Below are 12,583 nucleotides of genomic sequence, written 5' to 3'. Positions count from 1 at the left end.
ACGTCCTATACCGCTGGGGTCAGGCCAAAACCGCTTCGAGCAAAAGATAAACACCACCGCCGAGGACGACGCCGGTGCCCAAGCCGGCCGTGACCTCGGCCTTGGTGTGATCGCCGAGCTCGACCCGTGACCAGCAGACCCAGCCGACGCCGAGGAAGACCAGCGTGAGCCAGGGACCGTAGACGCGGATGAGCATCACGGCCGCACCCGCCGCCACCATCGCGTGCATCGAGATCTTGAACTTCAGCCCGAAGGTGATCGCGAGCGCGGCGAGCAGGCAGACGAGCTCGGCGGCCGCGAGCGCGATCATCTCGTGCGGGGCGCCGCCGGCGATCAGGACGACGAATCCGGCGGTCAACGAGCCGATGCAGACCGCGAACGGGACGAGCCGTCCGGTGCGATCGGTGACATGGTGGCTGTCCCATTTACCCTTCCGGGCGCCGCGAACGATCACCGCCATCGGGATCAGCGAGCCGGTGACGCCGACGACGAGACCCCAGAGCACCGTCTCGCCGAGGTGGTATCCGGTGACCTTCCAGGCGACGATCAGCGGGAGGCCGAGCACCCAGACCCAAGGAGCGAGCACCTCGGTCGCGATCCGCGCGAGACGTCGGCGGGTCCCGGGTGCTTCCGTGGTCTGGGTCGGCATCGCGCGGTGTCTCCTCTGGGGATCGTGGCCGGAGCGGCTCCTGCCGGACTCGCGTCCGGCAGGAGCGGTGATCATCGTTCCAGACCCCGGCGGCCGGCCCGCGCGAGGATGTCCGCGCCCGCCGGGTCCGCCCGGATGGCGTCGTCGAAACTCTCCTTGGGCAGCACCGTGTTCCCTGCCACGGTCACCGACTCGGGCGGGGTGTCGTAGCCGTCGGGCAGGGCATCCCAGAAGTTGCCGACGAAGGCCACGTTCTCCATCGGCGGGCCCACCTGGAGCACGATCGGGGTGTCGGCCCGGTGGACGATGTTGCCGAGGACGGTGATCCACGCCGCGCCGTAGTCGGCGTAGAGGCCGAAGTTGTACGAGGTGAGGACGTCGCGGATGACGTTGCCGCGGACCAGTGCACCGCCGGCGTGCGACGAGCCCTGCGGCGCCGACAGGTAGATCCCGCCGCCGTCCATGAGCTTCCCCATGCTGCGCTCGACGAGGTTCGAGACCACCTGGGTGCCCTCGGCGCGCTCGCCGCCGGTGATCACGATGCCGTTGTGTGGCACGTCGTGGATCTCGTTGTGCGCCACGGAGGTCTCCGCGGACTCGACGACGAGGACGGCGGGCGAACCTCGATATTCGGTGCCGATGTGGTGGACGAGGTTGTCTTCGACCGCGGCACGGGTGCTCGTGTGGACGGCGATCCCGCTGCCGGAGATCTCGTCGAAGACGTTCGCCCGGACCGCCACGTCGGTGGCGTTCTCGATCAGCAGTCCTCCCGCGCCGAGCCGAGTGAAGTGGTTGCCCTCCAGGGAGACTCGGCTGACCGACGTGAGGCTGACGTTGGCGGGCAACTGGACCGGCTCCGCGGGCACGTGGACGTAGCCCACGTCCGCGCCGAGGTCGATCTTCCGGAAGTCGCCCCGTTCGTAGCGTGCGTTGCCGTGATAGTGCAGGTAGCCGCCGGTGCGGGCGGGGCCGGTCCAGGTCGCGTCGGTGAAGGTGAAACCGCGCAGCACGATGTCGTGCACGTCTTGTCCGCTGATGAGCGTTTCGAGCACCGGAGCGACGACCGTGGTCTTCCCGATCTCCTCACCGGGACGCGGGCGGTAATGCAGAACGTGGTCGCCCGCGTCGGTGCGGCTGACGGCGAAGGTTCCCGGCTCGGTCAAGAAAGCCACGTTGTTCTCCAGCACGGACGGTGTGGCGAGGCCGTCCCAGGAGCCGTCACCGCCGGCGCCGTACCACTTGGCGTCGTAGAGGGATTTGGCGTTGTCGAAGGCCGGTTGAGCCATGGTGATCGTGGTCGAGGAGGCGTCGCCGGAGATCGACGCGACCGAGAGCCGGGCTTCGGACCACGGGTAGACGCCCGGGTACACGAACTCGAGTCCGGCGGGATGCGGCCACGACTGGGGCTCGACGCTGTCCGTGACGTAACCGGTCGATGTTTTCGTCACACTTCCCGGGAGTCCGTCCGTGCGGGCAGCCCTTGTCGCGGGTGTGCCGTCGACGGCGAGCCGTCGCGGCGCCAGGTCGCCGATCGGCGCGGTCCAGACGCCGTCGTCGCCGGTCGCCCAGCCGGTGATCTCGCGGCCGCCGCTCAGTTCGACCTTCGCCTGGCCGGCTGTTCCGTAGTCCTGTGCCTGGTAGACGACGCGGAACCCGTTCGAGCCGGAATCGCCGTGTGTATCAGTGAAGGCAAGGGATTCGTCGAGGCGGTAAACGCCGGTCGTGAAGGAGACGATGACGTCGCCGGTCATGGCGGACGTGGCGGCACGGACGGCCTTCTGCGCCGCTTTCGGGGTGGCGAACGGCTGCTCGGCGGTGCCGGGCCCGTCGTCTCTGCCGTCCGGGGATACGAAGAACCTGATTTCAGGCATGCTGAAGCGCTCCTGCGAGAGGTATATGGGATATACTGAGGTTTATCAGCTAAACACGAACCAGTGAAGAGCGTCAAGGGAGTAGCGGGTGGCGGAAGACGACGCGCAGCCGGATCCGGAGCGCGCGATCGAACTGCTGTGGGGAGCGTCCGAGCCGGAGCGGCCCGGGTTGAGCCTCGGCCGGATCGTCGCGGCGGCCGTCGAGGTCGCGGACGCCGAAGGGCTCACTTCGCTGTCGATGCGCAAGGTCGCGGAACGGTTCGGTACCACCACCATGTCGCTCTACCGGTACGTTCCCGGCAAGGCGGAACTGGTTGAACTGATGCGCGACGCGGTGTACGGCGAGTTCCCGATGGGCGCTTCGGACGGGCTCGGCTGGCGAGCGGGCCTCGAACGCTGGGCACGGCGGGCCCGGGAGATGTACCGACGGCATCCGTGGCTGGTCCACAGCGCCGGGACCCGTCGCCTGCCGGGTCCGAACATCATGGCCGGCTACGACCACGCGCTGGACGTGGCCTCACGTAGCGGTCTGGCGCCGGCGCAGGTGATCGCGGTGGTGAACCTGGTGGGCGGATTCGTCGAGTCGGCCGCGCGGCAGGCGGGAGAAGCCGCGGAGCTCCAGCGACGCACCGGGGTGTCCCATGAGCGCTGGTGGAGCGAACGCGAGTCCCTCTTCGAGCGCCTGGACGGCTATCCGGCTCTGGAGCAGCTGTGGAAGGCCGGAGGAATGGACGCTCCGCTCGACGCCTTCGAATTCGGGCTGCAGCGGACCCTTGACGGTGTCGAGGCGCTCATCCAAAGCCAGGGGAGTGAGGTAATCAGTGACGAAACCGGGGGAGGGGAGTGCGTCGTCTGCGGCAAGCCGCTGGACGGGGGAGGGCGGGGCAGGCCTCGGGACTATTGCTCGCGGGCGTGTCAGCAACGGGCCTATCGTCGTCGCCAGGCTCAGCTGGATTGATCTCAAAGTGTATAACAACCTATTCAGCCGGGCGGAGGACAAGATCGACTCCAAACCAGTCATAAAACCAGCAAAGACTGTTGGGGGCCCTGGCTAGGGTTGTCCGGTGATCACCGAGGTCTTGCTGGAGCAGCTGGAAGAGGACGCCCCGGCGGCCGTGCTCTTCCAGGGTTTTCTGGAGCCCGGAGCACAGGCTGCCCAGGCGCTGCTCGTGCTCGGAAAGGTCGCTCGTACCCGGTTCTGGATGCCGCCGTCGATGGTGAACCGGCTGATCGCCGAGTCCGATCCGGTGTTCACCGCGGACGGGACGACGCTGCGAGCGGAGGCTTTCTCGCCGTGCTGTGGTCTGTACGCCAGGCTCGATCTGCTGGACGCGGGTGATCTCGGTGAGGGTTGCACCAATGTGGACCTGTCCGACGCGACGCGGACCGTCCTCGCGGGAGTCGTGGGCCAGGACCCGTTGCACCTGACCGTTCGTGGCGAGGGAATCCGGCTCCGCACTCTCGACGGTCGGAACGACGAGTCCCTGGTGCCGCTGCCGGATCGCTGGGTGTCGGGGTTCGCCGAAGTCGCCGCTGTCACAGCGGGAGCGATCGAGAAGGCGGAGCTGGGCAAAGCGGAGACGCGGAACTTCCTGCGGAGGCTGCCCACTTCGGTCGGCAGGTCGTGGGCGGTGGCGTCGGGCCGCGGGCTCCGGTTGACGTCACGGCCGGGACGCGACGCGATCCCGGCGACCGGGCTCCATCGGTTGCGGGTCGTCGAGCCGCTGATCCGGTTCGCCCAGGGGCTGACCGTCCACACACGACCGGACAGCGAGGTCGCGACCTGGGTGCTCCGGTTGGAGCGAGCACGGTTCGTCGTCACGCTGTCCCCGGAGCCGTCGCGCGGTTTCTCGGGTGAGGGCGGCTGGCTGAACGCGCTGGCGGCGGGGCTCGAAGCGCCGGAACTCGTCGCGGGGCGCGCCGGGCACGACGTCGTCGTCGGCACGTGGTTCCCGCGTGAGCTTCCGAGCGGGGCTGCTCCGGCGAACGGTCGGCTGGCGAAGGCCCGTGAGCTCCTCGCCGCCGGAGCCGTCCGGAGGTTGCCGGACGGTGGCTACGAGATCACCCGCGCCGGCTCGGTGCAGCGTGTCCGGCTTTCGCCCGCCGGATGCACGTGCGCGTGGTGGGCCAAGCATCAGGAGAACCGAGGGCCTTGTTCGCATGTGCTGGCGGCCCGGATGTCAGCCGCTGAGTCGTGACGCGGCCTTCGCCGCTTTCGAACTGCCCTTGAAGCCGGTGAGCCACTCCTTCGTTTCGGCGCTGATCGTGCCCGCTCCGCGGTCCACGAGGTCCGCGGCGAGTTCCAGCAGCGCGAAGATGCCGCGGTGGGCGGGTTCCAGCTTCGGCAGCAAAGTGTCCAGTGTGGACAGAACGGCGATCGGGTGCTCGTTCGCGATGACCGAGAGCCGCGGTGCCAGCCGCGTGGTGATGAGCTGCGGGCCGAGTATGCCCAGCGCCGCGCCGAGTGCGCGGGGACCGAGCATCCGCCGGTCCAGCAGGGTCAGCACGGCGTCCGTGCCGAGCTGGACGGCGGCGGGGCGTTTCAGTGCGAGGGTGGTGGCGAGGAGCATCGTGCCGGGGATGCCCGGGACCGAGGGGTTGTCGAGGAACGGGGGCAGTGCGGCCTTCTCGACGGGATAGCCGACTTCGATGTCGTTGGAGTACAGGTTTCCGGCGACGGCGGCTTCGAGGTGGTCGCGGTCGTACGGGGAGGCGACCGCTTCGTGGCATTCGGTGAAGCCGAGCCACTCGGGTGCCCGGCGTTCGAAGGGCGTTCCCAGCCAGGGGACTTCCGGTGCGACTGGTTCCGGGGTTTGTTCGATGTCGAGTGAGTTCGAGCCGTAGTGGGTAAGGCCGGCTTTCGCCGTCCAGGTGATCGGTTGTCCGGGTTCGCCGCGGAGCGCGGCGGCGGGGTCGGCGGATTCGGGGTGCCGGGCGCGGGCCGCGGCGAGGGCGGTCCAGCCGGTGTCGTCGATGGCCGGTCCGCCGAGGGCGTAGCGGATGGTGTCGGCGTGCGGTCCGGTGAGGTCCGCGGCGAGGGCGAAGGCCGCAGGCCTGGTGTCCGGGGCGAGCCGGAGCAGTGCGTCGGCGACGTCGTCTTCGGGAGCGTCCGGGTGTTCGAGCATGCGGGCGACGAAGACGACCGGATCGAGCCAGCCGCCTTGGTGGGTGGCGGCGGAGACGGGGACGGCGGTGCCTTCGAGCAGGGCGGTGATCCGGTGGTGGAGTGGGCGCCGCCAGCCGTCGACCCGCGGTGGGCGGGGTACGTCGCGGCCGGTGAGGCCGAGGACGAGGGTGGCGATCATCTTCGGGACGGCCGCGCCGTACTTCTGGTTCGCGATCCTGGCAGCGCGTTTCACCAGCGGTTTGAGGGCGTCCTGGAGTTCGTCCGCGACGCGGTGGGCGCCGTCGAGGGCGGCGAGGAGGAGGTCGGCCTGGTCGGGGTCGGCGAGCAGGGAGGAGAGTGCTTCGGCGACCGCGGCCGGGGTGTCGGGGATTTCGAGCGGGGTGGTGAGCGTTTCGCGCTGTTCCCATGGTGTCCGGGTGGATTCCGGGTACTCGGCGGTCTCGATGACGGGTGCCGCGTCCGGGGTGACGCCGAGCCGGATGGTGGCGATGGCGCGGACGTCGGAGGCTTCGTGGGTGAGAGCCGCTTCGAAGACTTCGTCGGCGAGGTCGGTGAGTTCGGGTCGCCGGTCGGTGATGCGGCCGGCGAGTTTGAGCGCGAGTTTGGCGGTGGCGACGCCGCGTCCGGCCGCCGCGGCGGGGAGGTGCTGGAGTGCGGCTTCGTCGTCGAGTGTGCCGTGTTTGTCCACAAGGGACAGTGCTTTGACGGCGAATGAGACGGTGCGCGGGAGGCCGCTTCCGCACAGCCGGGCGTAGCGGTGCTGCGCCGCTGTGCGTTCGTCAGGGGTGGGGGCGAGCGCTTCGTGGAGCGCGGCGTACCACTGGGCGCGGAAGGCGGCGAAGTCGCGGGCGAGGACGTCGAGGGTGAGGTCGAGGAGGCGGGTGCGGTCGAGTTCGCCGGTTTCGGTGAGCTCGAGGAGCGCGGTGGACCACTTGTCCTGGTCGCGGACGTACTTGTCGAAGGCGGCGAAGCTTGCTTCGCCGTTGCCTTCGATCGTGAGCAGTTCCCAGAGTTCGGTGAGGGCTTCGCGTTCGGTCCGGAGCCGTTCGGCCAGTGGTTTCCCGCGGAAGCGTCCGGCCCAGCGGAACCAGCCGGCGTGGTATTCCGGTGTCCGGATGGGTTCGAGGTCGCCGTCGAGGATCATGCGGCGGACGGCTTCCCAGGCGGTGTGGTGGCCGATCATGCGCAGCGCGATCGTCTTGCGTTCGGTGAGCGACCGGTCCTGCAGGACACGTTCGAGGATGGTGGGAGAGGCGATCCAGAGCTTGCGGAGCAGGGGGTCGCTCGCGGGGAGGGCGGTCCAGAGGGCGGTCGCGGCTTGCTGTCCCCTGAGTGGGTTGCGGGCGCCGTAGGTGTTGGGCCTGATCTCGATGAACTCGCGGCTGTCCTTGAAGGCGGCCAGGAGTTCGGGGACGAGGGCTTTCCGCTCGGTGGGGGAAAGCTCGAGGGCCCGGGTGAGGACTTCCGAGGGCTGGCCGGTGAGGAGCGCGTCGAGGTGCACGGGGGCCATTGTGTCGTGAGTGGTGAGGACGGTTAGAACCGTCCTCACCACTCACGAGGTGTTCAGGGGACGAGGATGGCCCGGCCCCGGATGCGTCCGGCGTCGAGGTCGTCGATCGCGGTTTGGAACTCTTCGAGCGGGTAGCGCGCGGTGTGGAGTTTCACGCGGCCTTGGGCGGCGAGGACCATGAGTTCGCAGAGGTCGGTGTAGGAGCCGACGAGGTTGCCGATCAGGTTGATCTCGGTGGAGATGACGTCGATGGTGGGGACGTCGATGTTCTCGCCGTAGCCGACGACGTGGTAGTCGCCCGCGCGGCGGAGCATGGCGAGGCCATCTTTGGTGGCGCCGCCTTCGCCGACGAAGTCGATGACGGTTTCGGCGCCTTCGCCGCCGGTTAGGTCGAGGACCTGGTCGATGTGGGTGCCGTCGGCGATGACGCCGTGGTCGGCGCCGATGGTGACGGCGAGGTCGACGGCGTCGGGGTTGCGGTCGACGACGACGAGTTCGGCGGCGGTGAGGGCTTTGAGGACTTGGATGCCGATGTGGCCGAGGCCGCCGGCGCCGATGACGACGCAGCGGTCGCCGGGCCGAAGCCTGCGGGCTGCTTTCGCCGCGGCGTGGTAGGCGGTGAGGCCTGCGTCGGCGAGGGCGGCGACGTCGGCGGGTTCGAGGGAGTCGTCGATCTTGACGACGCTGCGGGCGGAGGTCTTGAGGTATTCGGCGTAGCCGCCGGCGGTGTCGATGCCGGGGAATTGCGACTGGGCGCAGTGGACGTCGTCGCCGGAGCGGCAGGCGCGGCAGAGGCCGCAGGTGATGAGGGGGTGGACGATGACCTTGTCGCCTTCGGCCACGTTGGTGACGGCGCTGCCGACGGCGTGTACCCAGCCGGCGTTCTCGTGGCCGATCGTGTACGGGAGGGTGACGCCGGATTTCTCGGCCCATTGGCCTTCGAGGATGTGGAGGTCGGTGCGGCAGACGCCGGCGCCGCCGATGCGGACGATGACGTCGTAGGGGCCGGTGGGTTCGGGTTCGGCGACCTCGGTCAGCTGGAGCTTTTCGTGGTAGCCGATGACCTGGATCGCTTTCACGATGCGTGGACCTCCTGGTTGCGTGGTGTCTGGTCGGTGGCGGATTCCGGGTAGCGGGTGCGGAGCAGGCCGCGGCAGAAGTGGGCGTTGCCGTCGATCGAGATGCGGACGGATCGGGCGAAGCGCAGCCGCAGGGGGACTTCTTCGCGGGGGTAGGGCGTGCCGTGGTCGTCGACGAGGACCGGTGCCTCTGGTGCGGTGTCGAGTCCGAGCGACGCCCGTCGTCGCAGGAGTGCGTGGGTGGTGCGGTGGTCGGGGAGGTCGGCGAGGGTGATGTCGTGGAGCGCTTCCTCGGTCAGTTCCCGGTTTTCGCGCAGGAGCAGGGTGAGGGCGCGTTCCATGGCCGCGGTGTGGGCTTTGCGGCGGAAGGTGAGCCGGAGTTCGTCGAGGTCCTGTTCGGCTTCGTCGCCGAAGGTGCCGCGGTAGCCGGCGTCGGCGGCGAGGCCTCGGTTGATGAGGTCGGAGTCGTGGTGGTCGTCGAGGACGACGTTGACCTGGTCGGCCCAGTCGAGCGCGGTGAGGACGTCTTTGGCGTCGGAGGCCATGAGGTAGGCGAAGTTCGGTGAGCAGAACGACGTCGGGAGCCTCAGGTGGACGGTGATCGTCGTTCCTTCGACGGTGAGGGAGCGGACGAAGCCGAGGTCGGTGACGGGTTCGTCGAGTTCGGGATCGAAGACGGCGTGGAGTGCGGTGTAGGCGTCGTGTTCGCGCATGTCAGGCCACCGAGACGGCTTGGGTTTCGATGCGGCGGACCTGGAGTTCCGCGGGTACCGGGAGGTCGTACATCGCGGCGGCGTTGAGGCCGAGGATCTTGCGTTTCTGGTCGGTGGTGAGCGGCGCGTATTCGGTCATGTCCTCGGGGATCTGGAAGTCGACGAACCGTTCGACCAGCCATTTCGGGGTCCAGAGCGCGTAGTCGCTGGAGAACTGGATGCGGTCTTCGTCGAGCCAGTAGAGGAGTTCGCCGATGATCTGGGCGAAGTAGCGCGGGCGGGTGTGGATGAACGGCATCGCGACGGCGAGGCCGGCGTGGACGTTGGGTTCCTGGGTGGCGATCCAGCAGAAGTCTTCGAGCCGGGGGAGCCCGCAGTGTTCGACGACGAAGTTGAGGTCGGTGTAGTCGGTGGCGACCTTGTCGATGTCGGCGACGTCGAAGGCGTCGCGGTCGAGCGGGCGGATGGTCGGGCCCTTGTGGACGTGGATGTTGCGGATGCCGAGTTCGAGGCAGGCTTCCAGGTAGCGGCGGCACCAGGGGTCGTCGAGTTTGTAGCCGCGGGAGTCGTCGCGCCATTCCGCGGTGTAGAGCTTGACGCCTTTGAGGCCGAAGCGTTCGGCGTCGCGGCGTAGCTGGTCGAGGCCTGCTTGTTCGAGGCGTGGGTCGAAGCAGTGGTTGTAGGTGAGTTTGTCCGGGTGCCGCCGGGTGAGGGCGAAGGCCTCTTCGGTTTGGCCGAAGCCGTTCTTGTAGAAGGCGCCGAGGTGGGCGGGCTGGAAGATGGCGTGGTCGACGTAGCCGTCCTGGAAGAGGTCCTTCATCAGGCGTGCGCCGCCGTAGTAGAGGTATTCCTCGTAGGACCACAGCTCGGATTCGGGGCTGAGGTTGCGGTGGTAGTCGTAGAAGCAGTCGATGAACTGTTTGCCGTGGATGTTGGCCTGGTTCTCCGGCCGGGCGTCCCAGAGCGCGACGTGCGCGTCCACGATGAAGTAGCTCTCGCCGTCCTTGGTGTACATGGGTCTTCCTCCGCGTTCGTGACCGCCGTTGGCACGTTGGAGGTGAACGGTAGGGGCGTCGGCGCAGGTCAGGGAGGAGGTCGGTGTCTCAGTTTGAGACACCGACCGTCCTGTGGGCCGCGGGTCGCGCACGTACGCTGAGCGGAGGTCCGAACGCAGTGTCGCGTCCCGGGAGGTCGATGTGGAGAGCGCGAATGCGGTGATCGCGCCGCGGTTGCGGGCGTCCTGGCAGCGCAGCGCCCGGTACGGCGCGCCCGAGGACGAGGTCCGGCCGGTGTTCACCGGGTCGCTGGACACCGGTTCGCTGTTGTACGAATGCGGCAACGAGGTGTTGCGGGGGTTGCAGGCGACGCTGGCGAATGAGCCGGTCAGCTTGATGATCACCGACAGTGAGGGCTTGGTGCTGAGCAGGCTGTGCACGGACGCGTCGATCGTCCGGTCGTTGGATCGGGTGCATCTGGCGCCGGGGTTCTACTTCGCGGAGAGCAACGCCGGGACCAACGGGCTGGGTTTGGCGCTGGCCGATCGCGCGCCGACGCTGGTGCGGGCGGCGGAGCATTACTGCACGGGATTGCGGGGTTATACGTGTGCGGCGGTGCCGGTGTTGGATCCGCTGACCGGTGCGCTGGCGGGGAGCGTGAATCTGACGACGTGGTCTGATCAGTCGTCGGAGTTGCTGCTGGCGCTGGCGCAGGCGGCGGCCGGGAACACGGCCGCGTTGATGCTGGCGCGGGCTTCGGGGCGGACTCCGCGGCCGGCGCCGCGTGGTGAGGTGTTCCGGGTGCATTCCGATCGGTTCGATCCGGCCGATGTCCCGAGTCTGTCGCCGGGTTGGTCGGAGGCGCTCGACGAGGTGGGGTCGGCGTTGAGCCGGGGGCGGGTGGTCGCTGTCGTCGGTGAGGCCGGTGCGGGGAAGACGGCGCTCGCGTCGGCCGCGCGGCGGGCGACGCGGCCGCGTGACCGGGTGCTCAACGCGCGTCCGCCCGCGCCGGACGATGTGGACACGTGGCTGACGCTGTGGACTCCGGAACTGCTCAAGGACGAGACGTGCGTGATCGTCTCGGGGGTGGACACGCTCCCGGCGTGGGCGGCCGCCGAGCTGGCGGGGTTGTTCGCCCAGGCTCGCCGGGAAGGTGAGCCGCCGCCGTTCGTGCTGACCGCACAGGACGCCGGTGCGATCCCGGAGGCGCTCGCTCCGCTGGTGGAGGTCGTGGTCGAGGTTCCGGCGCTGCGGTTCCGGCCGGACGACGTTCTTCCGCTGGCCCATCATTTCGCCCGCCGCGACCGGGGCCGCGAGGTGGTGTTCACCCCGGCCGCGGTGCGGGCGCTGACCGCCTGTGACTGGCCGGAGAACGCCAAACAGCTGCGCCGGGTGGTGCGGGAGGCGGCGTCGCGGTCGGATGTGATCGACGGCAGGCATCTGCCGGCGGAGGTGTTTTCCGGGGTGGGGCATCGGTTGAGCCGGTTGCAGGCGATGGAGCGGGACGAGATCGTGCGCTGTCTCGCCGAGCCGGGGTCCACTGTGGTCGGTGCGGCGGAGAAGCTCGGGATGGGCCGGGCGACGTTGTACCGGAAGATGGGTCAGTACGGGATCAAGGCGCGGCAGTTCCGGTCGTGAAGGTGTGTCGGGCCTGCTGTGCCGTGAAGGCCTCCTTGAGGGACTCTGGGTCCCTCAAGGAGGCCTTCACGGACTTGCCGGCTCGCCACACACGCCCCACAAGCACCAGCAGTCACAGCGGCAGCGTGACCAGGCCACTTCGCCCTGGCTCTCACTGATGTGCGGCGAGGCGGGCGAAGCCGTCTTCCCCGTGTCCCGCTTCGATGGCCCGCCGCACCTCGGCGCGGGCGGCGGACAGGACGCCGTTGTCGAGGTCTTGGGCGTGGATCGCGTCGAGGATGTGGTCCATCGTCGCGGCGGTGGAGTCGAGGGTGCCCGCGTCGCCGGAGAAGTTCCCGGTGTCGACCTGTTCGGCGAGCTGGTCGATCATGGCGGGGAAGAAGCCGAGGAGTGCCTTGGCGTGTGCGGCGATGTCGGCGGCGGTGATGCCCTCCGCCTTGGCGAGCGCGAGCATGTGGATCACGCCGCTCATCGACGTCCAGAGCATGTCCTGCAACGACGCGTCGAACGCGGCGGCCCGGCCGGGGGAGTCGCCGACGTAGAGCGCGTTCTCGCCGAGCGCGGCCAGCGTGGGCCGATGTGTTTCGTAGACGTCGGCGGGGCCGCTGAAGAACAGGGCCGCGTCCGGGCTGCCGATGGCGTCGGTGGTCGCCATGACGACGCCGTCGAGGTAGTCGATGCGGTGCTCGGCGGCCCAGGTCGCCATCGCGCGGGCCTGTTCCGGTGAGCCGCCGCTGAGGTTCACCAGGGTGCGGCCTTTGAGCGCGTCGGCATCGAGGATCGATCGCGCGACGGCGTAGTCCCGCACGCAGACGATCACGAGCGGGCTGGCGGTGATCGCTTCGGCCGCGGTCGCGGCGACGGCGGCATCGAGGCCGTTTTCCTTGCCAGGACTGCGATTCCAGACAGGGGTGGGGTGGTCGGCGGCGACTAACGCGGCGGCGAGGGCGTGCCCCATGGGGCCGAGTCCGAGGACGGTCACGGTGGTCATGGCGGCTAAG

10 protein-coding genes are annotated in these 12,583 nt (G+C 69.0%); 3 read left to right on the top strand and 7 right to left on the bottom strand.

The features are described from left to right. Positions 1 to 19: 19 nt before the first annotated feature. On the bottom strand, positions 20 to 649 hold the full coding sequence (locus ACFWIW_RS06965) for a hypothetical protein (RefSeq protein WP_378367558.1): 630 nt from the start codon (positions 647 to 649) through the stop codon (positions 20 to 22). Positions 650 to 720: 71 nt separating this feature from the next. After that, on the bottom strand, positions 721 to 2,520 hold the full coding sequence (locus ACFWIW_RS06960) for a right-handed parallel beta-helix repeat-containing protein (RefSeq protein WP_378367557.1): 1,800 nt from the start codon (positions 2,518 to 2,520) through the stop codon (positions 721 to 723). An 88-nt stretch (positions 2,521 to 2,608) separates the two neighbouring features. Here ACFWIW_RS06960 and ACFWIW_RS06955 point away from each other — a divergent pair, with 88 nt between their 5' ends. Next, a complete protein-coding gene (locus ACFWIW_RS06955; RefSeq protein WP_378367556.1) occupies positions 2,609 to 3,478 on the top strand; it encodes a TetR/AcrR family transcriptional regulator C-terminal domain-containing protein in 870 nt (289 codons plus the stop codon). Between the two features lie 106 nt (positions 3,479 to 3,584). Beyond that, a complete protein-coding gene (locus ACFWIW_RS06950) occupies positions 3,585 to 4,718 on the top strand; it encodes an SWIM zinc finger family protein (protein WP_378367555.1) in 1,134 nt (377 codons plus the stop codon). On the opposite strand, the gene ACFWIW_RS06945 is transcribed toward ACFWIW_RS06950, so the two are convergent. The 4 genes from ACFWIW_RS06945 to ACFWIW_RS06930 are packed head-to-tail and all read right to left on the bottom strand — an operon-like array spanning position 4,701 to position 9,964. Further along, positions 4,701 to 7,157, bottom strand: a complete 2,457-nt coding sequence (locus ACFWIW_RS06945) for a DUF6493 family protein (protein ID WP_378367554.1) — start codon at positions 7,155 to 7,157, stop codon at positions 4,701 to 4,703. The two genes, ACFWIW_RS06950 and ACFWIW_RS06945, sit on opposite strands and share 18 nt — an antisense overlap. A gap of 53 nt (positions 7,158 to 7,210) precedes the next feature. Continuing rightward, a complete protein-coding gene (locus tag ACFWIW_RS06940; RefSeq protein ID WP_378367553.1) occupies positions 7,211 to 8,236 on the bottom strand; it encodes an NAD(P)-dependent alcohol dehydrogenase in 1,026 nt (341 codons plus the stop codon). Further along, a complete protein-coding gene (locus ACFWIW_RS06935; RefSeq protein ID WP_378367552.1) occupies positions 8,233 to 8,949 on the bottom strand; it encodes an iron-sulfur cluster assembly protein in 717 nt (238 codons plus the stop codon). Before ACFWIW_RS06935 ends, ACFWIW_RS06940 begins: the two co-directional genes overlap by 4 nt. Before the next feature lies 1 nt (position 8,950). Further along, positions 8,951 to 9,964 carry an amidohydrolase family protein gene (locus ACFWIW_RS06930; protein ID WP_378367551.1) on the bottom strand — a complete coding sequence of 338 codons (1,014 nt, stop codon included), beginning with the start codon at positions 9,962 to 9,964 and terminating at the stop codon, positions 8,951 to 8,953. Between the two features lie 181 nt (positions 9,965 to 10,145). Between ACFWIW_RS06930 and ACFWIW_RS06925 the strand changes: the two genes are divergently transcribed. Further along, a complete protein-coding gene (locus ACFWIW_RS06925; RefSeq protein ID WP_378367550.1) occupies positions 10,146 to 11,582 on the top strand; it encodes a helix-turn-helix domain-containing protein in 1,437 nt (478 codons plus the stop codon). 151 nt (positions 11,583 to 11,733) lie between these two features. Here ACFWIW_RS06925 and ACFWIW_RS06920 read toward each other — a convergent pair whose 3' ends face one another. Further along, positions 11,734 to 12,573 carry an NAD(P)-dependent oxidoreductase gene (locus tag ACFWIW_RS06920; RefSeq protein WP_378367549.1) on the bottom strand — a complete coding sequence of 280 codons (840 nt, stop codon included), beginning with the start codon at positions 12,571 to 12,573 and terminating at the stop codon, positions 11,734 to 11,736. Positions 12,574 to 12,583: the final 10 nt, after the last annotated feature.

This window comes from Amycolatopsis sp. NPDC058340 (assembly GCF_042723975.1).
Lineage (GTDB): Bacteria > Actinomycetota > Actinomycetes > Mycobacteriales > Pseudonocardiaceae > Amycolatopsis.
Note: the sequence above shows the minus strand (reverse complement) of the source record. Positions and strands in the feature narration are given on the sequence as shown.